A 23,588-nucleotide genomic window follows, 5' to 3' on the forward strand; every position below is an offset into this window, starting at 1 on the left:
GAGTGATTAATAGCCGATAGCGAACCAGTAGAAACCTTTAGGGGACGAGTTTCCCCCCACATAGTTCTGAATGAAGCAGGAAAAGCTCGTGGCCGAAACACTGCTCACCTGAGGCCCAGAGTCGATACCCACATCTGAGGTCGGGTTGAAGGCCTGTGGTATTGCGCACAAGCACGCGGATGGAAATTGCAGGGGGAAGCTTGTGGTTCTCGATGAGTCGAAAGTAGAGACAGAGGTGAGCCCCCACTGCAGGATCAGACCTCCAAGCCAGCTAGGTAATGCGACATAACCATTCTCATTGAGACTGATGGCAAAACCCTTGCGAAGCTTTCGGGGCGTAACGAATGTCGTGTCATCCACTCCAGCATCCACTTCCGTCTGGGTGGCTATTTTTCTCGAATGATCCAGCAAAGCGGATCCCGACGCCCACCATGCAGCCTCTCCATTGCTGACAAGCTCCAAGCTGGAACCAGCAGGAAGTGACACGCTCGTGACTTGTCCAGAGCCAGAGTTGATTAAATCAGCTCCCGTGCAAGTGACCGTCACAGCTTCAGTGCCAATATTTCGGAAATGAATGGCAGAGCCGCCGACTCCAACTATTGCCAACGGCAGCGTCAGAGTAAAACTGCCGATACAGGTGACCACTGATCCAAAGTTGCTTGCGGTCAATGCTGTAGCGCTCGTGACACTGGTGAAGTTTCGGTAATTGCCCAAAGCTCTCTGAACGAACTCGGTTGTTGCGAGGGCTTTGGTATTGTCGAACTGCGCAGCCGTGGGGATGCTCCCCAAAGCCCTCTGGACGAATTCGGTCGTAGCAATAGCTTTGGTATTGTCAGACTGCACAGGAGTGGGAGCTTTAGGCACGCCGGTAAAAGTCGGAGACAGCAGAGGCGCAAAATCCTTGAGATTATTCTCAAGAGTGGAAAAGTTCTTAAGACTTTTTTCCAGCGCAGCAATATCGACACTCCCCTGGTTGACCGATGCGTTCCAGGCCTTGATGCACCACATGACAGCTATATTTCGTGGCCGAGACTCACCGCCCCCACTGGCTGCCCAGTCACTCGGCAACGAAGAGTAGTTGTCTGTTGAGGCAATGTCGTCGTAAAGGATTTGGGTGAATGTAGGTTGAGCTACTTTGCTACCCGCCACGAATTGCGCCGAATCAGCAACCTTCGGATTGGTTACGAGCTGAGCATGTGTATGCCGAAGGTTTTGACTGATCTGAGAGCTACCCAGCACACGTCCGGTATCAATACCGCGGCCATTATCCCATCCTCGCAAAAACTCACCACGCGACTCGGGAAGACGGAAATATCCATCAGGGTCACCAGCCCGGTTGTATGAAGTTCCCAAGTAAGCCGCAAGATCTGGATAAGCACTGATACTCTGCAGGCTGCCATCGACCTCGAGAAACCCCGGTGGAATGGCAGCTTTTGGAAACGCCGTCATCATACCGATGGGGACCGCATTACCAAGCGTCAGCAACGTGTCCATTTCTTCTTTGTTGTAAACACGATTTTTAACGTAAGCATCGTTACGGATAATGGTACGAATGGCTTCCAGCAATTGGTCCAGATCATCCTCTTTGGGATCAACTTGTCCCGCACGAATGACAGCTAACAACTCATCCGTTACCGCATTCCCCCAGCTCGCAGGAATCAAGGACCCCTGTGCGCCAGAAACGGTATTTTCATCAACAAACTTTCCATTCACCAAGCCGACGCTGGGAACACTTTTTGGATAGTCCACGTTATTACTCCTCAATTGAAATTAATGAATTCACTGGTATGGGCTGGCGCTGCACGACGGATCAAGCACTCAATTGCCGTCCCAGGGTTCACTCCAAAACGCTCCCCCCAATAGCTCGCGCCAAAACGACGTCCCAGCCGTTTGCGCCCCCCCGTATTCAGGGCCCACATGAACTGCGCATTCCAGGTACCAAAATGCTCCTTGCCGAAACGAGAACGCCCCATACGGGGCGCTCGATATTCAGTAACGGTGGCATTGGGATAGCCCTGGCTGATGGCAATGTCGATGTAGAACGCAGGACTTTGCCCTCCTACGGCTACCAGCCGTTGCCGTACCGACAGACGTCGGTCTTCGAACAAAGGGCTAAGGCCCAAACATGGGTCGGGCAGGTTCATGACCCTCTCCCAATCAGGAACCAGATCACTGACACTGGCCGGATCCATCTCGTTGAGCAAAGTAAAAGCTCGCCCGTCGATACGGGAGAACTCCTGAGATAGGCCGGTGATTATCTGCTGCAACTCGGGGACTCGCTCCGGATCCCAAGCAGGTCCCGACGGCAGCAGGGCTTGCAGTTGATCTGCGTACTGGCGAGCGGTTCTCAAGACGACCATAGAATCCCCCCGAATGTCAGCAGCTCATTGGCTGCGGCTTGCACATTGGCCGTGGGAGAGAGCAATACATGATCCGCCTCGCCTGTCGCTCCGCTGATGGCCTCGGCTATGTGTGTAAGAAGCAATGTTTCACCAAGCCCGGCTTCGCGGTTATGAAGATCCAGCAGTTGTGCTTCGACTGCGGAACGCACCACAGAGGTATCAGGAAAGAGATTAATGGTGTAGATGACTGGCTTCTGTAGTGGTGCCAACACATACAGCTCCGACGTGACCGGCCGAAGCAACTCGATATAAGCCGCTACCTGCTCAAGCTGCTCTGGATCGGGAATCGGGCTGACGTCATTGTCCCGCATGACAAAAACCGCCACAGTCCCCGGCCCCATATACCGACTCACACACCATGCCCGGGTCACTCCCGGAACTTCCAGCGCCCAGGTGACGTAGTCGTCCTGATTACCGCCATGGGGAATGACCCGGTATGAACGAACCACACGAGAGCGCAACGACTCGATACTTTCCTGGGCGATACCACCGGTCAAGCCGTCCGCCAGCACCGTAAAGCTGCTGTCGATCCCTTCGATAGGCTGCACGGCCGTCATGACCAGACCGGCATCGGCGTTCCCCAGAATGCCCGCTTCCACCGCTTCAACGGTGGTCACGTTATTGCCTGACACTGTGGTCAGGCCCTGAGTAACGCGATAGGTGCGGCCATCACTGAACTGCAGCACGGTGTCGGCATCCAGCACCGCACCCGCTGCCGCCGTGAAGCGCACCGAGCCGGTGGCCGGTTGCGCAGCATTGCGGGCTTGCCGGAGCCTGAGGATGGCCTGGCGCTCAAGGGTTTCGTCATCGGCCGTGTCGGGCAGAATCTGATCGGCGATCCAGCGCTGATAGCCATAAAGCCCATAGGCTGCACCGCTGTGGGCACGCGATAACACGCGAGCATCGGATTGCCGAAGCGCTTCATCAGCCAGGTCAACCTGTGTTCGGCTGATCAGCGCAGGCAATGTAGGAGTTTCAAACGGCATAGATCACCTGCCACTGTTCGGATGGGTTGAAGCGCACGGTCTGGCCGTTCGAGACGACCAGCACGACGCCGAGATTCAAGCGATTGTTCTGCACTCGCTCGGTGAGGATTTCGATGTCCTGCACATGGCCGTCTTCGATCAGCCAGAGAAGCGCTTCGCGAGCGTAGAACTCGGCATCGCGTTGCGTCTGCGCGGTGAGTTTCACTCGCCGCAACAGCCACAGACGCGAGCCGATACGATCATCCGTCACTGCCGGATAGGTATCGCCCCACCAGCCATAACGTTCGTCATCGTCGGCCTGATCGTCAGGGCCGGCTCGACGCCAGGTGAAGAGGCTGATGATGACCGAGCGCAGCAGTGAAGCTTCCAGAGAGCCTGCGATAATCATCAGGCACCCCCCACGGGTGGCCCGCTCTGGCCGTTTCCGCCTTGTACGCCGCTGTGCGTATGGCTGATCTGGCTGATACCGCCAGCAACCTGATCACCCTGGGAAACGATCTTGCCGGTCTGGGTGATCTGCGGCGTGTCAAAGTTCACCGCCACGGCGGCCTTGACGTTCAGGGTGCTGGTTTCGATGTCGATGACCTTGCCGCGCCTGAGGTGAATCTTGTCTCCCTCGTCGGTGTAGATCGCCACCTCTCCCGACTCCAGGGCCTTGAGGCGGTAGCGACGATCGGCGACAACCAGCAGCAGACCGTGGGAACGGTCACCGCCGATAAACGCTGCAATGCCTTCGGCGCCAGGCAAGGGATTGCTGGTGAAACCATAGGGCTCGAAGTGCTCCATATCGTCCCTGATTTCACCGGAGGTCAGATGCATTTGCAGCGCCTGCATCTTGCTGGTTGCTCTGGCGAGCACAACCGTGCCACGCGCCAGCATGCGATTGAGTATGCTCATTGGGATTTTTCCTTTTCGGGGAGGGCAACGCAGCGTTGCCGCTCTCTACTTTTTGGCAGTCTTTTGCGGGTCGTCGGGTTCGGCGTCGAACATTTCAGGCGGGCCGACCACAAGGGTCGTTACCGTCCCTTTCTCGTCGAGGGTGTAAGTGATTTGCGAGATCAGCATGTCCTGATCGAGCCCGATCACTCGATCCACGACGCGCACCAGCGTGTTGTGTCGCCAGAGACTGCCATTGGACTGACGCCACCCTTGCACTTTGTAGGTGGTGAGTTGCGCCTTGCCCATGCGGTTGCTACGCTCCCAGTTCGCCCGGCTCTGGGCAAGCTCGGGGGTCACCGGTGACGACTCATGAATGACAAGGACTCGCTTGCGATTGACCCTGCCATCAAGAGCCTGTGCCGACACTTCGCTGGCTTGCTTGCCGAACGCCTTGTCATTGCCGGCGCGTTGTCCGATCACCTGGTACTCGGAAAAAGTACCGGAGAAATCGAGAGGCACTGACGCAGAAAGAATGTTCTGCCCCAACTCCAGACGATCGACTGCGCGTCCCTGGCTGCCTGGCATGGCCAGCACCAGACGACCTTTCTCATCATCGGTAGAGAAAATACGAAACTTCGTCAGGATCCGGTCGATGGACTTGAACGCTGTTTCAGCAGGCTCGATGTTGTGGATGGGAACCTTGCCGGGCTCAGCGATTTCACTCACCACCGTCACGTTGTAAGGGGCAGCAAGCGCCTGGATGATGCTGAGCGCTCCTTGATCCTTCCACTGACTGGGTTTGTTGATCGCCGAGCAATCGACAAGATCGGCCGTCAGAGAACGTCCGGAAATACTCAGGGTGATCGTCTTGTCGTCATAGCTGATGGGCGTCGCAAAGACCCAGCCCGTCAGGATCAGATCACCTCCGATACGAACCTGGCATTTGTCGCCTTGCCCAATCGGTCGGGTGATGTTCTGCCCCGGCCACTGCCAGGTAATGCCCACCGTGAAACTGCGGGCCTGACGCTCGATGCCGGCAGAGATCGAGATGGTTTTCCAGCCACCGTAATCCATACCGCCCACCGTCAAGGTGACAGCATTTGCCTTATCCATGGGGTTACTCCTGGGCGACTTTCAGAGTGCCTGGCGGCAAGAAGCCTGGATGCTGGACACGGTTACGCAGCACCACCTCGGTCAGGCGAGTTGCATCGCCGAAGCGACGATAAGCCAGTACCAGCGCAGGCAGCGGTTCGGCCACCTTGATGTCGACCAACCGCACCCCGGAAGCAGCCACCGCGTTCAGATGACGGATCAATGCCTGGCGCAGTGTGTTGAGCACCAGGTAATGCTCCGGATCAGCTTTCAGCGAGGCTTCCCAGATGGCCGAACTGAGCGTGTCACGCAACTCGATCACATCATCGGCGACAGGCACCTGCGCACGATCGACCGGCATCACCACTTGATGCTCCAGTGACGGCGTGGCGATGATCTGCACCGCAGCAGTGGCCACCGGCATGCTCGCCACCACCCTGGCAACCTTGACCAGCAAAGCATCCTGAACAAGGTTGGCAGTCGCCTGGGCCGTGGAGCCGGTATCGAGACCGCCGCCCTGATTGACCAGATTGATACTGGCAATGGACTCGGCCTGCTGAGTGGCATCGGAAATCGTCGCCCTGTAATTGACCGACGAACTGTTACTGCTCACGCTTGCACTGGTGCCCGCTCCGGCATTTGTGCCACTACCTGAACCTGAACCCGTGCTCGCATTGAAGCTTGCACTCGAGCTGCTATTGCTACTGCTGCTGTCCCCATCAAAGCTGGCAAAGAAACTGGAGAACATTGTGCTCAACGTCAGGGGCGCATTGACCAGCGAATGGACCAGGCTGGTCAGATCCGAGTAGATCGTCATGAAAGGGGTAAACTGCCGCTGAATCACGGCAAAAATCCCCGACAACGTACTGCGCAACGCCTGAATGTTGATGCGCGCTGCGTCCACCACAGACATGACCGCCTGGTAGCGCTTGAGTGCCGAAGCCAGCAACCCATCGGATGCCTGCACGAGCTGTCGCCGGGTATTGATCGTTGAAGTCGGAAAGCGCAGCGGCTGATCCGGATAAAACTTCAACGACAGCCTGACTACGCCACCTTCAGTCCGGTTGTGCTTCAGAATACAACCGCCAACCTGCACCTGCATGCGTCCAAGCCAGGGGTGGACAAGCTCGCCCGCCCCATTGACTTCAAGAGCTTCCAGCAACCTGTCACGACGCTCGAAACAGTCATCGCCAACCAGGAAGGCCTCCATCGTATAGATTTGGGATTCCTTGCCCAGCGACTCGAAGTAAGGCTCGTCGCGTTGTGGAAACTCGTGAAGCTGCCCTTTGCGACCGACCGGCACAGAATCCGTATCGACAAAGAAACCAATGCCGCGGAAAGAAGCGGGCATCAGCCTGTCACGCCATGTAGTCATATCCTGCTCCTCCGATTGTCCGGTAGCCAACACTTGGCGAAATCGTCAAGCCTGGCTGATTGGTCCGCACCTCACCCGGGCGCATGCCCGCAGGTGCATTGTCAAAACGGATGCTGAGCTCACCTTCAAGACGCCGATTAGCGGCTGCGCCTTGCATAAGCAGGCTGCCGGGTTCAAGCGGGTTTGGAGGCGCCAGCAGCTGGCTGGTCGATGGCACGCCAGTCGCAGCGTTGAGGCGCTGCTGATTCAACTGACTGGTGGCATCTGCCATCAGCAACGCGCCAGTACCACCACCTGGCCCTGCATTGCGAAGCCTTTGTGCTTCGGCGAACTCATTGAGTTTTTTGCTGGTGCCTTTGAGAATCCCTTCCTCCCCAAAGCCGAAAAAGCTCAATACCGAGTCGATGCCCGACTTCACATCCTTCCACAGCTCCGTGAACCAACCTCTGATCGGCTCCCAATGCTTGATGATTATCCCAAGGGGCGACCACTCAAACATCGTTTTCAACACATCGCCGACAACCAGTGAAGAGGCCTTGATCCCCTCCCATATGCCACTGAAAATCTCAGTGAGCGGCTGCCAGTTCGTCGCGATGGCATCCTGAGGTGACCAGTCGAACATGCCCTTGAAGAACTCCACGACAGGCGTGGACAACGCCACAATCACACCCCAGAGGGCTGAGAAAACGTCGGCCAATGGCTGCCAGTTCGCAACGATCATGCCCAGAGGTGTCCAGTCGAACGCGGCCTTGAGCCAGTCCCAGGCCACACTGGCCGCGCCTTTGATCGACTCCCAGATGGCCGTAAAAAACGGCGCGACAGAAGACCAGTTGGCGATGAGCGCGCCCGCCGCCAGGGCAATAACACGCATAGCGATTGCCACCGGCGACAAGCCGATGACCATGCTGAACAGCCGAGCTGCATTGGTCGCGGCCAGCACGGCCACTTGCAACACGCCAAAGCCAATCGCAGCGCCTACAACGCCTTTGATGACCTCGGGGTGTTCGGCCGCCAATGCAGCGACCATGGAAATCATGGGACCGATGACCGCGATTGCATCGTTTATCGCAGGCAGGAAAATGCCGCCGATATTGGTGCCAAGCCGGTCCATACGGTTTTGCATCTGCTGAATGGCAACTGCCGTGTTGCGCGAGTTGTCGGCGAACTCCTGCTCGATCGAGCCCGCGGCCCCGGCGCCCTCTGCGACCTTGGCAAAGTTGGCCTTCAGACCGTCAAGGTTCTTCAGCAACGGTGTTATGGCGCCCAGCGATTCGGCACCGAACAGACTCGACACCACATCGCCCTGCTTGGCGGGATCAACCTTGGATATGGCGCTCAGAACGCTGTCGATGGTCCCGGAAGGGTCCGTCTGCATGCCCTTGCTCAGTTGATCGATATCGAGCTGCAACTCCTTGAAAGCCCCGGCTTTCGCTGGCCCGCCTTCGGTCAGCGTTTTCATGAGGCTCTTGACGCCCGTGGTCGCCACATCAGCCGGCACATCCATGCCCGCCAGAGTGGCTCCCATGACCGCAACCTCACGGGAAGCCTTGCCTGCGACAGCGCCCAGCGGCGCCATTGCAGTCACCATGGTTGCAATCTCTTTCTCCAGATCATTACCGCCCAGGGTGTTGATCTGTTCGGAAAGCTTCTTGACTTCAGGTCCCGTGAGGTTGAGCGAAGATCGCCATTTGGCCATCATTTCGCCCGACTCAGCACCCGTCTGCCCGAAAGCAATGCCCATTTTCACGGCATCGCTCGCAAAGGCTGTCAACTCTTCACGCGGCAGGCTGGCCTTGGCGCCTGTTGCCACGATTGCCGCAATGCCATTGGCGGTTTCCGGGAGCGTTTCGCTCAGGTCCAGAATGTCGGTGCCCATCTGCCGGAATTGCTGCGGTGTTTCAAAAGCCACGACTTTCTTGACGTTGGCCATTGATGTTTCAAAACCGATTGCTGCCTTTACTCCGGCAATCAAGGGGCCCGTCAGGGCATTCCCCTCGATCACACCTGCAAGATCGATGTTTCCCAGACCGGACCCTTCGAGCCCGGTTTTGAAAGAATCGACATTCTTGCGCATGTTAGCCAGAGCAGGAGACAGCTCATCGACGCCTTTGAAAAGCGTTTCAAGCTTGAGTGGATTTGCCATCACTCCCCCTGCAGGATCTGATTGATACGCTGCGACTGCAAAATCGACTCGGTGATGATGTCCAGATCCCTGGACATCATCAGTTCGGGGTCAATTTTCCAGAAGTACGCGAGGTCGTAGACGACGGCTATCAGGCCTTCGAGGTCTCTGATGCCGCTGCCATGAAAAAACTCGCGACCTTCCAGCTCAGCTTGTTGATATCGGAAAGGTCCAGTTGATCGACCGAGGACGGAGGAATGCCTGCGCAGACCGCGATGTACTTCGCAGCAACGTCAAGGTCGAGCGACACTTCTTCGTGTTTGTCGATCTTGTAAGGCAGCGCCTTGATCGCTCGTGCTTCCTGCGCCGTAGGGCGACGGAAAGTCAGTTGCGAAAGGGATTCCCCGTGAGCCTCGACCGGGCTCGCCAGTACGAAGACTTCACTCATTGCCAGCTCCCCTGGTTACCGTCGAACTTCAGATCGATGGTGCCTTCTTCGCCCTTGCTGGCCGGTTCTTCGATCATGTAAGCGCCCGACAGGACGTAAACCTTGCCGTTCTTGAATTCACAGGTGATGGTCATGTCCACACCGGTGATGAGCGCTTTCAAGGGAAAGTCCGGGGTGTGGACCGCCGTGAGTTTCAACCACGGCGCCTTGTCAGTTTCCTTGAAATAACCCGGCATGACGGTTTCGCGCTTGATGTTCATCAGCGGGGCTTCAACACCGCCGCTGATGGTCAATTGAGTGCCGTCGACCTTGATGTAGCAAGTACCAGCTACTTTCTGACCCATGTTTTATATCTCCAGAATGAAAAAACCCGCACAAGGCGGGTTTGAATGTTGAGGTTGGATTTAAGCCGCAGTGTCGTACTGCAGGCGGAACTGATTGAGCAGGGCGAACACGCGCAGACCGTTGATGTAATCCGGTGGGAACATCACGTTGATGCGGCTCGGGTCCTGGCTGTCGCGCTCGACGATCAGATACTCGGCGAACAGCTCTGCGTTTTCCACATGGCCTTCTTCTTCAAGCCTGGCGTACTGAGCGATCAGTTCACCACGGATGGTGATTGGCGTGACGATCGGCTGGCCGGCACCGAAACGGGTACCGTCGTTGGCCAGCTTGTGACGGCCATACTTGCTGGTGATCACGCTTTGCAGACGACGAATGATGAACGCCGACTGGTGCAGGGTTTCGCTGTCCAGGTACGAGTTGTCCGCCTGACCGTAGGCGTTCTTCTGGTACGTGGTGATCGAACGCTGAATGCGCACGTAACCGCCTTCGTAGTAAGCGGTCGCGATACCGTAACGCAGCAACGACTCGCGCTCGGTGAGCGTGAAGCGCGCACTGGCAGGCGCCGGGTCCAGGCCAGGCAGGGTGCCGGTCTGGGTCGGACGGCTGGCGTCGGCCGAGATGAACACGGCAGTACGCGCAGCCAGCGCTGCAGCCTGCACCCACACCGGTTGTGGAACACCGATTTCGACGCCCTGGATCGTGACATGCTGATCGTTGCGCAGTTGACCTGCGGCGACCAGAGTACCGACCGTACCGCGCTTGGCGCTGTAGACGTGGCCATAGAGTTGCTTGGCCCAGCTCCAGCGACCGGTGCTGTCATCCATTGCAGCCTTCCAGGCATCCAGCGTGTTGGTATCGGTCCATGGCACGCACAGGAACTCGAAAGGCTCATCGCCCAGCGCGGCCAGTGCAGCCACCTGATCCGGAGTGCCGACACCGCCGGTCAGGGCAGTGGCAACAACGGCCAGACCGGCTGGAGTCACCTCGCCATTGGTTTTACCCAGGCGATTGAAGGCCAGCTGGATGTCGTTGCCGCTCTCACCGGTCCATTTGACGGACAGGGTCACAACACCCGCCTCGACCTCGGCCTTGATCGGCAGGTCTGGCGTAGCATTGATCTTCACCGACAACGCGCTGGCTGCCTGGGCAGCGGTCGCGCCATTGACGACGGTGGCTTGCACACGCACGCCACCGACGTACAGATTCAGCAGACCGGCCTCGGTGGCAGTGCCTGTCACCGTGAGGGTAGCGCTGGCCTTGGAGCCGACCGTGTTGAGCAGAGGCAGGCACCAGACTTCACCGGTCGGATCGGCCTTGCGCCAGGTCTCGTACATCGAGGCCAGCATGGAACCCTGGCCGCCAATGTTCTTGGCCAGCGATACGCTGGGCACCAGTACCAGCGAACCGATTTCAGGACCGGTTGCATCGTCGTTGACCTGAGCAACGATCAGGCGACGCATGCTGGCCGACGCGCTGTTGGCTGCAGAGTTGTCCATTTCCGCATAGAACAGCGGAACACGAACATCGGATGGAATGTTATTGAAACTGATAGCCATTGTTTGGCTTCCTCTTGATTACGCCGTGACGGCTTTGGTGGTTGGTTGCTCGGTTGCAGTGATGACATCGCCGTCGTTGTAACGGCGTTGCCACCATGCGTTGAATCGGACTTCACGACCTTCGGCCGGCAACAGGTCGCCAGCCTCCGGATCGGGTACAACACGGCCAGTGGCCGGAATCACAGTGATGCGTTGAGTCATGGTGTTACGTCTCCTGAGAACTTCATTTCGATACGTCCATCGGGTCCGGGAGATTTCAGGTTCGGATCTGCCGGATCGATGCAGTCCATCTCGAAGGTCGCGCCGGTGAAACCCGGCAGACCATCCAGAAAAGCCTCGTGCCAGGTTTCGGCAGGCTGATCGGATGTATTGCGGCCCAGTTGAAACTGCGCCGAGAAACCAAAGCGCCACGCCACTTGCGAGGCATTGACCTGCAACAGCCCGCCGCCCGTGTACTCCAGCGGCTCGTAATGGCTACCGGCGTTCCAGCCCACCAGCGCACGCCATATCTCGGCGCGAATGGCATGCAGTTGCTCGCTTGCGTCCTGGCCGCGCTCATCACTGCCAGAGAGCACGACCACCACATCAATCCGGTCGGTGATGTTCTGGCGGATCGCGTTATTCAGGTCGTTGGCCGTCGCCGCATCGCCCGTGGCAATCACGTAGGCCGAGGGGGAAGCGAGCGCAGTGCTGTTCATGACAGCGTTCCAGTAAATGCCGGCGCTGATTCGTCCGGCAAAGGTCGGGCATGTCGCCTGCAGATGAGCAACAATCGGGGTTATCTTCATGAGTGAATCCAGAGGTGTCGGAGATCGATAGGGTTACTGTCTGGCCTTGCTCAGGGCTGCATCGGCCTTGTCAGCCGCACGGCTTGCCGTGTTCGCCGCCTCGGTCGCTGCCGATGCCGCGCTTTCGGCCTTGTCCACTGCCTGAGTTGCGCTCTGCGCCAGCTTGACCAGGCTGATGTCCCGCTTGCCCATGGCCGCGTCGTACGCCTGACGCACCTCGGCCAATTGCTTGGTGTGCTCGGAGTTGGCCGACCACTGCCCGGCCTGAAAGCCCAGCGTCAGACTGCCCGCCGCCAGCAAGGCGGCGATCACCCAGATCTCCACCCGACGCCACCAGTGGCGGGCGATAAAGTTAATTGCGCATCTGTCCATCCGTGGAGCCTCCTAATTGAGAACGCAGCCGGGCAATTTCGGCGCTTTGCGTTGTCACCTTGTCAGTGAGCTGGGCAATCTGGTTGGTAAGGACTTCAACCTTGCCCTCCATCCGCCCCACCGCAGCCGCCAGCTCGTTACGCTCCCTGGCAAACTGGTCAGCCCGGGCCTCAGCCTCCTTGCGAGCCTCACGCTCGGAATCGAGCAATTCATTCAGGCGCCGGACTGTGCCGATATCGGCGTTATCCATTGCCCTGTCTGCGGCGTCCCTGGAAAGAAACTTGCGCAGCCATAAAAAACCACCAAGCAGGATGGTGCCGGTCCCGCCCAGCCAGGTAGCTGTGCCTGGGCCTAGGTCAGTAGGGTCCATCGGTACTCCGGGAATAAAAAAGGCCGCACTAGGCGGCCAGAAGGAACATAGAGAAGAAGCTGATTGAGGTAGCGGTGAAGTGCATTCCAGGTTGTTGCCCCAAGACGCAAATCGCATATCGTGGTGCCTTTGTACCCCCCGCCGGAAAGGATGAAAAGGGCCTTTTTGGGGGTGGGTCGAGTTCGACCAGACTTCAACCGGAGTTCAACCAGGCTTCGACAATTGGGCCGGATAAACGGTATTTAGCTTTGCTTTTCGTGGGCTTCAAACAAGGCGCAACACACACCTGGGTAGGAGCGAATTCATTCGCGATAGGCCGGTACATCCGAAGAAAATCTATAGCCTTCAATGACGTCTCGCGAATGAATTCGCCCACACAGCCTGCACAGAGTCGGAACAGGGGTGACGTTGGTAGAAGGAAAAGAATCGAGGGAGCAGCGTCCCTCTATAAGAACACGGCTCAGAAATGGCCGTGAGGTACATCTGCGTTCGCCAGTACGCAGGACGGTTCTGGCAAACAGGTTCAAAACAACACTCAACCCGCCTTGCGGCCTGACACCTCGCTCGCTTGAACCTTGTCTTTTGCACCACGATTTGCACTGCGATCCGCCAGGATCGACAACACTTGCCGGTGGAGCTTCTCGACCCAGTTCCGGTAAGTCCTGTCGGCACCTTCATTGATACCGAGCAGGCGCATCTGCTCACGGGCGGGCAACAAATCGACGTAGCGGTATTGCGCCAGCTTCGCCAGCTCGGGGCCTCTGCTCTTGGCAGGGCCACGTGCCAGCTCCGCGACAGCAGCCTCGACTTCGCTACCGATGTAATCCATGCCACTGCCATTACCGATCAAGGCTCGGGAGCCCGGCGTGCGACGAGGAATATAAGCGCCCCACTCCATGATGCCTGCCATAGGGCTGCTCAATCCGCCGCCCAGGCCAACCCGCATCCGCTGCTCGCCCCAATTCACCATCACTGCTTCGACTTCAACGATCATGTTCTCTGCCCGTAATTAAACAAACTGTTTATTTTGCGAGTAGAATACATTTTGTATTTTAAATCCAGAAAAACCACTACACTGTGTCGATTGTCCAACCTCATACAGGCTGTAGTATTTCGCGCATGAAGAAATGGTATGAAATCGCCAGGCAAGCCATGGACAACCAGTCAATCAGCCAGGAAGAGATGGCTGAACGAATGGGTGTGACTCCAGGTGCCGTAGGGCATTGGCTGAACGGAAAGCGTGAACCGAAGATCGATGTGATCAACCGGTTTTTGAGCGAGCTGGGTTTACCCATTCTTGAAACGTCGCTCCCTGCCCACGAGCAAGGACAACAGAACGTTGAACCTACCGCTCAACCCTCGCGCTTTTATCGGTATCCCGTGATCAGCTGGGTAGAAGCAGGCGGCTGGAATGAAGCCGTCGAGCCTTACCCCGCGGGCTATTCCGACACCTTTGAACTCACCGACTACAAGGCCAAGGGCCGTGCCTTCTGGCTGATGGTGCGCGGTGACTCCATGACCGCGCCCGCAGGTCAGAGCATTCCGGAAGGCATGTTGATTCTGGTCGACACCGGACTTGAGCCAACCCCCGGCAAGTTGGTGATTGCCAAACTGCCCGAAAGTAACGAGGCCACATTCAAGAAGCTGGTCGAGGATGCGGGTCGCTATTTCCTCAAGCCCCTCAACCCGGCCTATCCGACAATCCCCATCACGGAAGACTGCAAGCTGATCGGCGTCATCAGACAGATGACGATGCGGCTCTAGCTCAGGCTTTCCAGCCCAAGGCCCCGAATGTTCGGGGCTTTTTTGTTTTCGCCATCCGCATCATTCCCATATCTAGCAGGCAGGACGCATTTCACTGTTGCGTAGGAAAAAGACCTGAATTACTGTATGCACATACAGTAAAAAGGAATTGGAACATGCCTGTCCGGACAGATATCCCGCAGAACGATGCTTACCTGGCGTTGGTGCAACGCATTCAAGCACTCATCACCAGCCCCCAGGCTCAGATCGAACACCAGATCCGCCTGCACCGGGAGCCCGGCGAATCGCTTCTGCATTGGGAACAGATAGCCGAACAGCTCATGGAATCTGAGGGTGTCACCGTCACACGCGACAGCAAAAACGACACCATTCACCTCTCCTGGTACGTGGAATATGAAGACGGCGACAAATACAAATCGTAGATAAAAATACAAATCGTATTGCACGCCTTCCATACATATCGTATTGTTGCCTCACGTCTCTCATCGCAGATGACCGAGCCATCCAGGCAACACTTGAAGACCCGATGGCCCGTGGGAAAGAGACGAAACATGACTCAGATTTTTACCCACAGGGAGTAATCGACAATGACCAACACACTGGATCTGCTTCGCAAAGAGTTCGCCACCCCATGCCCGACCTTGAGCGCGGTCAGGGAACGGTATTTCTCGCACATCTCGAACGATCGCAATCTGCTGCGCAAGATCAATGCAGGCCGCATCGCCTTGAAAGTCAACCGCACTGGCGGCACGCGCCAGGGCCATCCCTTCGTATACCTGCACGAACTGGCCGCCTACCTGGATGCAATCGCGCACGACCAGGCTGCATGATGTGAAACCAAGACAGCCAGCGGGAGCCATCCCGCTGAGCGCCCAGCCAGCCCCGGTCGCACTGTAATAATCTGGATAAACACCTATCGAGCTTTCAGATAGGTGCTGGCACCACTGGGCGGTAAGTCCTTTCAGTTCTGGCAGTGCCGAGGATGCTTGCTAGGGTCCCTACAGTGACAAAACAATAAAAAGGGCTTTTCCATGACCGGAATATCACTGCGCATGCCTTTGGCGGCATGTTTGTTAACGCTGGCCTGCACCTCGACATTTGCGGCCCCGATGCCTTACTCCACGATGATCGTGTTTGGCGACAGCCTGGCCGATGCCGGACAGTTCCCGGATGTGGATGGGCCAACCGGCGCAACGCTGCGCTTCACCAACCGGGTCGGGCCGACTTATCAGGACGGCAGCGGCGAGATCATCGGGCTGAACTCCTCGACGATACTGGGTACGCTGCTCAACATCCCTGGCCGTGACCTTAATGCCTCTACCTCTGCGGTAAATGCCGCACTGGGAATACCGGACGGCAATAACTGGGCGGTGGGCGGTGATCGAACGGACCAGATCTTCGACGCCATCACTTCTGAATCCAGCGTGGTCGATCCCGATAGCGGCACCGTGCTGCGAACCCGGACCGGCTATCTGCCGGGCATCAATTTTCAAGCGGACCCGAATGCGCTGTATTACTTGACGGGTGGCGGCAATGACTTCCTGCAAGGCCGGGTGCTGAGCAGCAGTGACGCAGCGGATGCCGCCGACAATCTGGCTGACAGCGTCCAGGCCCTGCAACAGGCCGGAGCGCGCTACATCATGGTCTGGCTGCTGCCGGACATCGGCCAGACGCCCGCTCTGAGTGGCACCATCCTGCAACCGCTGACGTCTGCACTCAGCGCCGACTTCAACGAACAACTGATCAGTCGCCTGCAACAGATCAATGCCCAGATCATCCCGCTCAATGTGCCACTTTTCATCAGTGAAACCCTGGCCAACCCTGCCCGCTTCGGCTTCGCGGCGGATCAGGATCTGGTGGGCACCTGTTTCAACGGCGCAGGCTGCGATGAAAACAGCACTTACGGCCTGGACAGCGCCACGCCTGACCCGGACCGGCTGTTCTTCAATGATCGCGTGCATCCCACCACCGCAGCCCAGCGCTTGTTGGCCGACTACGCCTACTCGCTGCTGGCCGCGCCGTGGGAAATCACGCTGCTGCCGGAAATGGCCCTCGGCACCTTGCGCACTCAACAGGATGAACTCCGTTCCCAGTGGCTCGGCGACCTGGGCAACTGGCAGGGCGTTGGCCAGTGGCGCAGCATCCTTGCCGCAGGCGGGCAGAAGATCGACTTCGATGCTCAGGACACCTCTGCCCAGGCGGATGGACGCGGCTATAACCTGACAGTCGGCGGCAGCTACCGGTTCGCTGAAAACTGGCGGGCCGGGGTGGTTGGCGGGGCGTATCGGCAAAGTCTGGAAGCTGGTGCGCAAGACTCGGAATATCGACTCAACAGCTACATTGCCACAGCCTTTGTGCAGTATCAGGCCAATCACTGGTGGGGCGACCTGTCAGCATCCGGCGGGCATCTGGATTACGACAAGGCCGAACGCAAATTCGCGCTGGGTGTGGGCGAAGGTCAGGAAAAAGGTGATACCAACGGCAAGCTCTGGGCAGCAAGCGCACGGCTCGGCTTTGATATTGCGGGGTCGGCGAGCCGCTGGCACCTGTCACCCTTTGTAAGCGCCGATTACGCCCATATCGATGTAGACGGCTACTCGGAGCAGAGCAACCGTTCGACAGCCCTGACCTTCAGCGACCAGACCCGCAAGTCCCGGCGCGCAGGCGTAGGCTTGCAGACCGCGTTCGAGCTGACCTCCTCGACCCGGGTATGGGGCGAGATCGCTCATGAACGGGAATTCGAAACGGACCGGCAGAACGTGACCATGGCACTCAACAGCGTGCCCGGTATTGATTTCACCCTTGAAGGCTATACACCCCAACGCAAACTCAACCGCGCCACCCTTGGCGTGAGCCAGCAACTGAGTCGCGACCTGACACTGCGTGCAGGCTACAACTGGCGCAAGAATGATGACACGACTCAACAGGGCGTCAGTGTGGCATTGAGCCTGGACTTCTGAGGGTTGCCCCATCGCGAGCAGAGCGCTCGCGATGGGGCCTGTATCAGCGCTCCAGAATTGCAGTAACGCCCTGCCCGCCTGCGGCACAGATCGATATCAGGCCACGGCCCTGCCCTGCAACCGCCAGCAACTTGGCCAGATTGGCAACGATCCGGCCTCCCGTTGCCGCAAAGGGATGACCGGCCGCCAGTGAACTGCCCTTAATATTCATTTTGCTGCGGTCGATGGAGCCCAAAGGAGCCTCAAGCCCCAGGCGTGTCTTGCAGTATTCGGGGTCTTCCCAGGCCTTGAGCGTACACAGCACCTGGGCCGCGAAGGCCTCGTGAATCTCGTAGTAATCGAAATCCTGCAGCGTCAAACCGTTGCGCGCCAGCAGACGCGGCACCGCATAGGCCGGAGCCATCAACAGCCCTTCTTCGCCATTGACGAAATTCACGGCAGCCGTCTCACCGTCACGCAAGTACGCCAGCACCGGCAAGCCTCGCTCCCTGGCCCATTCCTCACTGGCCAGCAGCACCAGCGAAGCGCCATCGGTCAACGGCGTAGAGTTACCGGCCGTCAAAGTGCCCTTGGCGCTGCGCTCGAATGCAGACTTGAGACTCGCCAGTTTTTCCAGGGTCAGGTCAGGGCGAAGGTTGTTGTCGCGGGTCAGGCCGAGATAAGGCGTCATCAGATCGTTCTGCCAGCCCTCGGCATAGGCGGCTGCCATCTTCAGATGACTCTCCAGTGCCAGTTGGTCCTGAGCCTCGCGCTCGATCCCCCAGTGCTGCGCCATCAATTCGCAGTGCTGGCCCATGGACAAACCTGTGCGTGGTTCGCCATTGCGGGGCAGTTCCGGTTTGAGGTGCTGAGGACGCAGTTGCAGGAGCGCCTTGAGCTTGTCGGCTGCGGTCTTGCTGCGATTGATCTGCAACAGAATATTACGCAACTCCTCATTGACGCCGATGGGCGCGTCGGACGTCGTATCCACACCGCCTGCAATGCCGCACTCGATCTGCCCCAGGGCAATCTTGTTGGCCACCAGCAGGGTCGCCTCAAGGCCGGTGCCGCAGGCCTGCTGCAAATCGTAAGCAGGTGTTTGCGCCGACAGGCGCGAGCCCAGCACGCATTCACGGGTCAGGTTGAAATCGCGGGAGTGCTTGAGCACTGCACCGGCAACCACTTCGCCCAGACGCAGGCCATGCAGGTTGAAGCGCTCGATCAAGCCCTCCAGCGCGGCCGTCAGCATGTCCTGGTTACTCGCAGTGGCATAAGCGCCGCTGGAACGGGCAAATGGAATCCGGTTGCCACCGATGATGGCGACACGACGTAGCTGCGTCATGAAAAACTCCCTTTTCTTCAAGCGTTGTCTGGGCAGGTGATGAACAGCGTGCTGAAACAAGAACAAATCTCGCTTCAGTGTGGTCCATGTCTTTGAACCCCGATTCAAGGAGAGTGTTCCATGTCGTCAGATCGCTACATCAATTTCGCCAATTCCGATGTGGGTCGGCGCTTGGTGAAAGCCGTAGGACTTCCGAACCCGACGCATCTGGAGCGCTGGCAAGCCGGGCGCTTGCGGCCTGTAGACGGAACCTTGCTGATCAGCGCAGGATCGCTTGCCGATCACATCAGGCTGTTCGCCCAGCGCCTGACCGACTCACTCTACAGCTTCGGCAGCGATATCCCCGGCGCAACCACCTGGGTCGCCGAGCAGGGCCCGAAACTCAAGGCCGTGGTGTTTGACGCCAGCGCCCTGGTGCGTGCCGAACAGCTCACTCAGTTGCGTGACTTCTTCAAACCACTGCTGCGCGGTCTGGATCGGTGCGCCCATGTGGTCATCCTCGGTCGTGCGCCCGGAACACTCGATGATCCTCTGGCAGCCAGCACGCAACAGGCCGTCGAAGGCTTCAGCCGCTCGCTGGCCAAGGAAATGCGCAACGGCGGCACCCTTCAACTGTTGCAGGTAGACGAAGGTGCCGAGGATCAACTGGAAGGTGCGTTGCGGTTTTTCCTGTCGCCCAAGAGCGCTTTCGTTTCCGGTCAGGTCATCCGCCTGAGCCCGTCCACCGCGCAGGTTCAGGACTGGAGCCGCCCGCTGGCCGGGCGCAAGGCGGTGGTCACGGGCGCAGCGCGTGGCATTGGCGCCGCGATTGCAGAAACCCTCACCCGCGATGGCGCCGACGTGGTGCTGCTGGATGTGCCACAGGCGCGTTCGGACCTGGAAGCCCTGGCGGCGCGGCTGGGTGGTCAGGCACTGGCTCTGGATATCTGCAGCCCGGATGCCGCCGCCCAGCTACTGGAACACTTGCAGGGCAGCATCGACATCCTGGTGCACAACGCCGGTATCACCCGAGACAAGACTCTGGCCAACATGCCCGACGACTTCTGGGATTCGGTACTGGCAGTCAACCTTGAAGCACCACAGGTGCTGACCCAGGCGTTGCTGGATAACGGTGCCCTGAACGACAACGCTCGAGTGGTATTGATGTCCTCCACCAGCGGGTTGGCAGGCAATCGCGGGCAAACCAACTACAGCGCCAGCAAGGCTGGCCTGGTCGGGTTTGCACGGGCAATGGCTCCATCGCTGGGCCTGCGCGGCATCAGCATCAACGCCGTGGCCCCCGGTTTTATCGAAACCCGCATGACGGCCGAAATGCCATTCACCTTGCGTGAAGCGGGTCGACGCATGAATTCCCTTGGCCAGGGTGGCCTGCCTCAGGACGTCGCTGAGGCCGTTGCCTGGTTGAGCCAGCCCGGCAGCGGCGCAGTGACCGGCCAGGTCTTGCGTGTCTGCGGCCAAAGCGTGATCGGGGCCTGAGCCCGCATTCGTTAAAAGGAGATGGATAATGACTGCTCACTGGCGCTACCTGGATTCCCTTCAACCCCTGTCCAACCTGTTCATCCAGGCGGCACTGAAACGCAAGGTGACCGGGACCCAACTGCCTGATCTTGGCCTGCGCAGCTGGATGTCGGTGGACGCCGACAAGCTGGCAGCCTACCGCAGTGTCTGTGGTTTCAAGGATGGAAGCCTCCTGCCGCCGACTTACCCGCACATACTCGCCTTCCCGCTGCAGATGCAGTTGATGACCTCCCGGGAGTTCCCGTTCCCGTTACTGGGCCTGATCCACATTGCCAACCGCATCCGGATTCATCGCCCTCTGGGCGGCATCAGCCAGCTGTATATCAGCGTCCAGGCCAATAACCTGCAACCTCACGCCAAAGGCGCGACATTCAGCCTGCTCACTCAGGTCGAAGACGGTCTGGGACTGCTCTGGGAAGAAGAAAGCACCATGCTCTGCAAGGGCGTGAAACTGGAAGGGGAAATCAGCGACGATTTCGAGCCCGCGCCACTGGCGATGAACGAACTGGCCCACTGGCAGGCGCCGTCACATATCGGGCGGCAGTACGCCAGGGTTTCCGGCGATTACAACCCGATTCACCTGAGTGCGCCCAGTGCCAAGCTGTTCGGCTTCCCGAGGGCCATCGCCCATGGCATGTGGCTCAAGGCCCAGACCCTGGCGACGCTGGACGACCACTTGCCCGCCTCCAACGTTGAAATCAGCGTGCAGTTCCACAAGCCGGTCCGTCTGCCTGCCGATGTCATTCTGTCAGCCAGCGAGGCCGGTTCCCACGGTCAACTCCAGGTGGAAGGCGAACAAGGCATCGTGCACATGACCGGGAGCTGGCAGCCGCTGTAACGATTTCATCCGTGAATGACTTGCCTGAAGCCCGGTTCCCCCTGAAGCTATGCGCCTTCAGGAGAGCATCATGAACATCGACGAGTTGACCCGGCGTCTGCACAGCATTCGCGATCAGAACGACTGGAAACAGTTTCACAGCCCCAAGAACCTGGCCATGGCCGCCAGCGTGGAGATGGCCGAGCTGGTGGAAATCTTCCAGTGGCTGCGCGAAGACCAGTCTCGCGAACTGCCACCGGAGCAACTGGCCCATGCAGGTCAGGAAGTCGGCGATATCGTGCTGTATCTGCTGCTTCTGTGCAGCGAGCTCGGGCTGGACATGGAAGAAGTCGTGCGCAGCAAGCTGGCTGACAGCGAGCGGAGATTCGCCAAGTGAGTGATCGTCATTTCGACCAGTTGGCCACCCGTTTTGCGGAAAAGATCTACGGCGGTGCCAAGGGCGCCATTCGCCTGGCCGTACTGCAGGCCGACCTTGCAGAGGCGCTGCCTGAGCGTCCGTTGCGCGTGCTGGATATCGGCGCGGGGCTTGGGCATATGTCGCTGTGGCTGGCAGAGCGCGGTCATGAAGTCACGCTGGCCGAACCGGCAGAACCTATGCTCGAAGGCGCACGCCAGCGCTTTGCCGAAGCCGGACAGAACGCGACGTTCATCCAGGCGCCCTGGCAGGATCTGCCTGGGCAACTGACCGAATCTTATGACCTGGTTTTGTGCCATGCCGTGCTGGAATGGCTGGCCGACCCCCATGCCATCCTGCCGGTACTGCATCGTTTGACCAAGGCCGATGGCTGGTTGTCGCTGGCCTTTTATAACCGTGATGCGCTGATCTATCGCAATCTGCTCAAGGGGCATTTTCGCAAGATGCGCAAGAACGACATGGCGGGCGAAAAACAGAGCCTGACGCCACAACAGCCCCTCGACCCTCGGGAACTGGCAACGCAACTTGAAGGGTTGTGGCAGGTCGAAACCCGCAGTGGCGTGCGAGTGTTCCACGATTACATGCCGGTCGAGTTCCAGGCGCGAGCCGAACTGCAAGACCTGCTGGAAATGGAGCTGGCCTACCGACGCCATCCGGGCTTTGCAGGTCTGGGTCGTTACCTGCACTGGATATGCCGTCCGGTCTGAAACCACGCGGAGATCATCATGAAACGCCGCCTCGCCCTGATCGCCATCTGCCTGAGCGTGAGTGCCTGCCAAAGCAACAACCCGTATGTCGCCAGTTCAGCGCCCATACCGCCTGCCCCGCCGCAAGCAGCAACCACTGTGGACATGAGCGCCTACCCGGCAGCGCCGCGAGATTACGCACGCTATCGAAACTGGGCCTGGCTGGACGGTCATCTGCCGCCGGGCACGGCGTGGATGGATTCGGCGCAGATCGCGGATGCGGTCAGCAATGGCCTGGATCAGCGCGGGCTGCGCCCCAACCGCAATGGCCAACCGGCAGACGTCTACGTCAGCGCCTCGATTCGCCAGGAAACCCGGTTGCGGCAGGTGCGTGAAGACTATTCCGACCCGTACTATGGCGGCGGTGTGGGTTATGGCCGCTACAACGGTTATCGTAATGGCTATGGTGGTTACGCCAGCGTCCCGGTGGTGCGCACCTATCAGGTCAAAGTGATGGTGGTGCAGATCAACATGTTCGACGCACGCACTGGCCAGCCGGTATGGAGCGCCAGCGCAGACACCGGCAGCGGTAACGATGAAGCGTCGCGCAGCAAAGCCTTGCGTCAGGCGGTGCAACAAGCCTTGACGGCGTATCCCCCTTCGTAACCTTTTCGGAGAACTGCCATGTTTCGCCGCCTAGCCTTACTGTCACTGGCCTTGTTGCTCACCGCCTGCCAGACCAGTCAGATCAACCGTGACTTCGATGCCCAGCGGGATTTCGGCGGCTATCGCAGCTGGAGCTGGAAAGAGCCCGGCGTGCAGTATCAGCCCGAAGACCCGCGAATCAAGAGCGACCTGACCGAACAGCGCATTCGCCAGTCGATTGGCGATCAACTGGACCAACGCGGTCTGCGCATGGCCTCCAATGGAACTCAGGCCGATCTGCGGGTGCAGGCCTGGCTGATCGTCGAAAACCGCCAGCAACTGGTCAGCACCAACAACAATGCCGGCTGGGGACCCTGGGGCAGCTATGGTTATTGGGGCGGTCCGTTCCCGACTGAAACCCGTAGCGTGGATTACAAGGTCACGACCTTGCAGATCGACCTGTTCGACGGCAAGGACGGCAAGCTGGTCTGGCGCGGTAGCACCGAACGCATCCTGAGCGAGAACGCAGCAAACCCGGCGGCCAGGGACACTGCCGTGCGCAATACCGTGGCCAAAATCCTGGAGCAGTACCCGCCTCGCTGAGCCGTTTCACACGTTAAGGTCATAAATCACCTTGTGGGAGGCAGCTTGCTGGCGACTTCAGCGTACGACGCAGAATATCTGCCAGTTTCAGGCCTTTTTCGCC

27 protein-coding genes are annotated in these 23,588 nt (G+C 58.6%); 10 read left to right on the forward strand and 17 right to left on the reverse strand.

Annotated features, from left to right (window positions below; genetic code table 11):
* Nucleotides 1-6 precede the first annotated feature (6 nt).
* From KQP88_RS22095 to KQP88_RS22170, 16 genes are all read right to left on the reverse strand, one after another.
* Nucleotides 7-1,749, reverse strand: coding sequence for a phage tail protein (locus tag KQP88_RS22095; RefSeq protein ID WP_216704161.1), 1,743 nt, complete (start codon nt 1,747-1,749; stop codon nt 7-9).
* Nucleotides 1,750-1,760: 11 nt separating this feature from the next.
* On the reverse strand, nt 1,761-2,360 hold the full coding sequence (locus KQP88_RS22100; RefSeq protein WP_216704162.1) for a YmfQ family protein: 600 nt from the start codon (nt 2,358-2,360) through the stop codon (nt 1,761-1,763).
* Entirely contained in the window at nt 2,348-3,388 is a 1,041-nt protein-coding gene (locus KQP88_RS22105; protein ID WP_216704163.1) for a baseplate J/gp47 family protein, read from the reverse strand. The genes KQP88_RS22100 and KQP88_RS22105 overlap by 13 nt, the downstream gene beginning before the upstream one ends.
* The gene (locus tag KQP88_RS22110) at nt 3,378-3,776 is read right to left on the reverse strand and encodes a phage GP46 family protein (protein ID WP_216704164.1); all 399 of its coding nucleotides are present in this window, start codon (nt 3,774-3,776) and stop codon (nt 3,378-3,380) included. Before KQP88_RS22110 ends, KQP88_RS22105 begins: the two co-directional genes overlap by 11 nt.
* On the reverse strand, nt 3,776-4,285 hold the full coding sequence (locus tag KQP88_RS22115) for a phage baseplate assembly protein V (protein ID WP_216704165.1): 510 nt from the start codon (nt 4,283-4,285) through the stop codon (nt 3,776-3,778). The genes KQP88_RS22110 and KQP88_RS22115 overlap by 1 nt, the downstream gene beginning before the upstream one ends.
* Before the next feature lie 45 nt (nt 4,286-4,330).
* Nucleotides 4,331-5,380 carry a phage baseplate assembly protein gene (locus KQP88_RS22120; RefSeq protein ID WP_216704166.1) on the reverse strand — a complete coding sequence of 350 codons (1,050 nt, stop codon included), beginning with the start codon at nt 5,378-5,380 and terminating at the stop codon, nt 4,331-4,333.
* A gap of 4 nt (nt 5,381-5,384) precedes the next feature.
* A complete protein-coding gene (locus KQP88_RS22125; RefSeq protein ID WP_216704167.1) occupies nt 5,385-6,734 on the reverse strand; it encodes a DNA circularization protein in 1,350 nt (449 codons plus the stop codon).
* Nucleotides 6,718-8,877, reverse strand: a complete 2,160-nt coding sequence (locus KQP88_RS22130; RefSeq protein ID WP_216704168.1) for a phage tail tape measure protein — start codon at nt 8,875-8,877, stop codon at nt 6,718-6,720. Before KQP88_RS22130 ends, KQP88_RS22125 begins: the two co-directional genes overlap by 17 nt.
* Nucleotides 8,878-9,007: 130 nt before the next feature.
* Nucleotides 9,008-9,304, reverse strand: a complete 297-nt coding sequence (locus KQP88_RS22135; protein WP_117167738.1) for a phage tail assembly protein — start codon at nt 9,302-9,304, stop codon at nt 9,008-9,010.
* Nucleotides 9,301-9,648 carry a phage tail tube protein gene (locus KQP88_RS22140; RefSeq protein ID WP_216704169.1) on the reverse strand — a complete coding sequence of 116 codons (348 nt, stop codon included), beginning with the start codon at nt 9,646-9,648 and terminating at the stop codon, nt 9,301-9,303. Before KQP88_RS22140 ends, KQP88_RS22135 begins: the two co-directional genes overlap by 4 nt.
* A gap of 60 nt (nt 9,649-9,708) precedes the next feature.
* Nucleotides 9,709-11,205: a phage tail sheath subtilisin-like domain-containing protein gene (locus KQP88_RS22145; RefSeq protein ID WP_216704170.1), complete on the reverse strand. Its 1,497-nt coding sequence runs from the start codon at nt 11,203-11,205 to the stop codon at nt 9,709-9,711.
* 18 nt (nt 11,206-11,223) lie between these two features.
* Nucleotides 11,224-11,406: a DUF2635 domain-containing protein gene (locus KQP88_RS22150; RefSeq protein WP_216704171.1), complete on the reverse strand. Its 183-nt coding sequence runs from the start codon at nt 11,404-11,406 to the stop codon at nt 11,224-11,226.
* Nucleotides 11,403-11,993 carry a phage tail terminator protein gene (locus KQP88_RS22155; RefSeq protein WP_198727701.1) on the reverse strand — a complete coding sequence of 197 codons (591 nt, stop codon included), beginning with the start codon at nt 11,991-11,993 and terminating at the stop codon, nt 11,403-11,405. The genes KQP88_RS22150 and KQP88_RS22155 overlap by 4 nt, the downstream gene beginning before the upstream one ends.
* A gap of 33 nt (nt 11,994-12,026) precedes the next feature.
* Complete coding sequence (locus KQP88_RS22160) at nt 12,027-12,365, reverse strand: hypothetical protein (protein WP_117167743.1); 339 nt, start codon at nt 12,363-12,365, stop codon at nt 12,027-12,029.
* Nucleotides 12,346-12,735 (reverse strand): DUF3450 domain-containing protein, encoded by a 390-nt coding sequence (locus KQP88_RS22165; RefSeq protein WP_198727700.1) that lies wholly within the window; start codon nt 12,733-12,735, stop codon nt 12,346-12,348. Before KQP88_RS22165 ends, KQP88_RS22160 begins: the two co-directional genes overlap by 20 nt.
* Nucleotides 12,736-13,270: 535 nt before the next feature.
* Nucleotides 13,271-13,729: a hypothetical protein gene (locus tag KQP88_RS22170; protein ID WP_216704172.1), complete on the reverse strand. Its 459-nt coding sequence runs from the start codon at nt 13,727-13,729 to the stop codon at nt 13,271-13,273.
* Nucleotides 13,730-13,887: 158 nt separating this feature from the next.
* Between KQP88_RS22170 and KQP88_RS22175 the strand changes: the two genes are divergently transcribed.
* The 4 genes from KQP88_RS22175 (at nt 13,888) to estP (ending at nt 17,459) form a co-directional block, all read left to right on the forward strand.
* Nucleotides 13,888-14,499, forward strand: a complete 612-nt coding sequence (locus tag KQP88_RS22175) for a LexA family protein (protein ID WP_198727720.1) — start codon at nt 13,888-13,890, stop codon at nt 14,497-14,499.
* Between the two features lie 155 nt (nt 14,500-14,654).
* On the forward strand, nt 14,655-14,921 hold the full coding sequence (locus KQP88_RS22180; protein ID WP_216704173.1) for a DUF1654 domain-containing protein: 267 nt from the start codon (nt 14,655-14,657) through the stop codon (nt 14,919-14,921).
* 165 nt (nt 14,922-15,086) lie between these two features.
* Nucleotides 15,087-15,329, forward strand: a complete 243-nt coding sequence (locus KQP88_RS22185; RefSeq protein WP_198727696.1) for a pyocin activator PrtN family protein — start codon at nt 15,087-15,089, stop codon at nt 15,327-15,329.
* 201 nt (nt 15,330-15,530) lie between these two features.
* A complete protein-coding gene (gene estP / locus KQP88_RS22190; RefSeq protein ID WP_216704174.1) occupies nt 15,531-17,459 on the forward strand; it encodes an esterase EstP in 1,929 nt (642 codons plus the stop codon).
* Between the two features lie 43 nt (nt 17,460-17,502).
* Here estP and KQP88_RS22195 read toward each other — a convergent pair whose 3' ends face one another.
* A complete protein-coding gene (locus KQP88_RS22195) occupies nt 17,503-18,780 on the reverse strand; it encodes an acetyl-CoA C-acetyltransferase (RefSeq protein WP_216704175.1) in 1,278 nt (425 codons plus the stop codon).
* Nucleotides 18,781-18,900: 120 nt separating this feature from the next.
* Here KQP88_RS22195 and KQP88_RS22200 point away from each other — a divergent pair, with 120 nt between their 5' ends.
* The 6 genes from KQP88_RS22200 to KQP88_RS22225 all read left to right on the forward strand — a co-directional run bounded on the left by KQP88_RS22200 (nt 18,901) and on the right by KQP88_RS22225 (nt 23,485).
* Nucleotides 18,901-20,256, forward strand: coding sequence for a 3-oxoacyl-ACP reductase (locus tag KQP88_RS22200; RefSeq protein WP_216704176.1), 1,356 nt, complete (start codon nt 18,901-18,903; stop codon nt 20,254-20,256).
* 28 nt (nt 20,257-20,284) lie between these two features.
* Nucleotides 20,285-21,136 (forward strand): MaoC family dehydratase, encoded by an 852-nt coding sequence (locus KQP88_RS22205; protein ID WP_216704177.1) that lies wholly within the window; start codon nt 20,285-20,287, stop codon nt 21,134-21,136.
* Nucleotides 21,137-21,206: 70 nt separating this feature from the next.
* A complete protein-coding gene (locus KQP88_RS22210) occupies nt 21,207-21,512 on the forward strand; it encodes a MazG-like family protein (protein WP_198727691.1) in 306 nt (101 codons plus the stop codon).
* The gene (locus KQP88_RS22215; RefSeq protein ID WP_216704178.1) at nt 21,509-22,258 is read left to right on the forward strand and encodes a methyltransferase domain-containing protein; all 750 of its coding nucleotides are present in this window, start codon (nt 21,509-21,511) and stop codon (nt 22,256-22,258) included. Before KQP88_RS22210 ends, KQP88_RS22215 begins: the two co-directional genes overlap by 4 nt.
* An 18-nt stretch (nt 22,259-22,276) precedes the next feature.
* A complete protein-coding gene (locus tag KQP88_RS22220) occupies nt 22,277-22,903 on the forward strand; it encodes a DUF4136 domain-containing protein (protein ID WP_200995281.1) in 627 nt (208 codons plus the stop codon).
* An 18-nt stretch (nt 22,904-22,921) separates the two neighbouring features.
* A complete protein-coding gene (locus KQP88_RS22225) occupies nt 22,922-23,485 on the forward strand; it encodes a DUF4136 domain-containing protein (RefSeq protein WP_216704179.1) in 564 nt (187 codons plus the stop codon).
* The last annotated feature ends 103 nt before the right edge of the window (nt 23,486-23,588 follow it).

The sequence above is a fragment of the Pseudomonas lijiangensis genome, assembly GCF_018968705.1.
Lineage (GTDB): Bacteria > Pseudomonadota > Gammaproteobacteria > Pseudomonadales > Pseudomonadaceae > Aquipseudomonas > Aquipseudomonas lijiangensis.

Coding starts and splice junctions, on each gene's coding strand:
- KQP88_RS22100 (WP_216704162.1), bottom strand. CDS start 2,360: ATGGTCGTCTTGAGAACCGCTCGCCAGTACGCAGATCAACTGCAAGCC.
- KQP88_RS22105 (WP_216704163.1), bottom strand. CDS start 3,388: ATGCCGTTTGAAACTCCTACATTGCCTGCGCTGATCAGCCGAACACAG.
- KQP88_RS22110 (WP_216704164.1), bottom strand. CDS start 3,776: ATGATTATCGCAGGCTCTCTGGAAGCTTCACTGCTGCGCTCGGTCATC.
- KQP88_RS22115 (WP_216704165.1), bottom strand. CDS start 4,285: ATGAGCATACTCAATCGCATGCTGGCGCGTGGCACGGTTGTGCTCGCC.
- KQP88_RS22120 (WP_216704166.1), bottom strand. CDS start 5,380: ATGGATAAGGCAAATGCTGTCACCTTGACGGTGGGCGGTATGGATTAC.
- KQP88_RS22125 (WP_216704167.1), bottom strand. CDS start 6,734: ATGACTACATGGCGTGACAGGCTGATGCCCGCTTCTTTCCGCGGCATT.
- KQP88_RS22130 (WP_216704168.1), bottom strand. CDS start 8,877: ATGGCAAATCCACTCAAGCTTGAAACGCTTTTCAAAGGCGTCGATGAG.
- KQP88_RS22135 (WP_117167738.1), bottom strand. CDS start 9,304: ATGAGTGAAGTCTTCGTACTGGCGAGCCCGGTCGAGGCTCACGGGGAA.
- KQP88_RS22140 (WP_216704169.1), bottom strand. CDS start 9,648: ATGGGTCAGAAAGTAGCTGGTACTTGCTACATCAAGGTCGACGGCACT.
- KQP88_RS22145 (WP_216704170.1), bottom strand. CDS start 11,205: ATGGCTATCAGTTTCAATAACATTCCATCCGATGTTCGTGTTCCGCTG.
- KQP88_RS22150 (WP_216704171.1), bottom strand. CDS start 11,406: ATGACTCAACGCATCACTGTGATTCCGGCCACTGGCCGTGTTGTACCC.
- KQP88_RS22155 (WP_198727701.1), bottom strand. CDS start 11,993: ATGAAGATAACCCCGATTGTTGCTCATCTGCAGGCGACATGCCCGACC.
- KQP88_RS22160 (WP_117167743.1), bottom strand. CDS start 12,365: ATGGACAGATGCGCAATTAACTTTATCGCCCGCCACTGGTGGCGTCGG.
- KQP88_RS22165 (WP_198727700.1), bottom strand. CDS start 12,735: ATGGACCCTACTGACCTAGGCCCAGGCACAGCTACCTGGCTGGGCGGG.
- KQP88_RS22170 (WP_216704172.1), bottom strand. CDS start 13,729: ATGATCGTTGAAGTCGAAGCAGTGATGGTGAATTGGGGCGAGCAGCGG.
- KQP88_RS22175 (WP_198727720.1), top strand. CDS start 13,888: ATGGACAACCAGTCAATCAGCCAGGAAGAGATGGCTGAACGAATGGGT.
- KQP88_RS22180 (WP_216704173.1), top strand. CDS start 14,655: ATGCCTGTCCGGACAGATATCCCGCAGAACGATGCTTACCTGGCGTTG.
- KQP88_RS22185 (WP_198727696.1), top strand. CDS start 15,087: ATGACCAACACACTGGATCTGCTTCGCAAAGAGTTCGCCACCCCATGC.
- estP (WP_216704174.1), top strand. CDS start 15,531: ATGACCGGAATATCACTGCGCATGCCTTTGGCGGCATGTTTGTTAACG.
- KQP88_RS22195 (WP_216704175.1), bottom strand. CDS start 18,780: ATGACGCAGCTACGTCGTGTCGCCATCATCGGTGGCAACCGGATTCCA.
- KQP88_RS22200 (WP_216704176.1), top strand. CDS start 18,901: ATGTCGTCAGATCGCTACATCAATTTCGCCAATTCCGATGTGGGTCGG.
- KQP88_RS22205 (WP_216704177.1), top strand. CDS start 20,285: ATGACTGCTCACTGGCGCTACCTGGATTCCCTTCAACCCCTGTCCAAC.
- KQP88_RS22210 (WP_198727691.1), top strand. CDS start 21,207: ATGAACATCGACGAGTTGACCCGGCGTCTGCACAGCATTCGCGATCAG.
- KQP88_RS22220 (WP_200995281.1), top strand. CDS start 22,277: ATGAAACGCCGCCTCGCCCTGATCGCCATCTGCCTGAGCGTGAGTGCC.
- KQP88_RS22225 (WP_216704179.1), top strand. CDS start 22,922: ATGTTTCGCCGCCTAGCCTTACTGTCACTGGCCTTGTTGCTCACCGCC.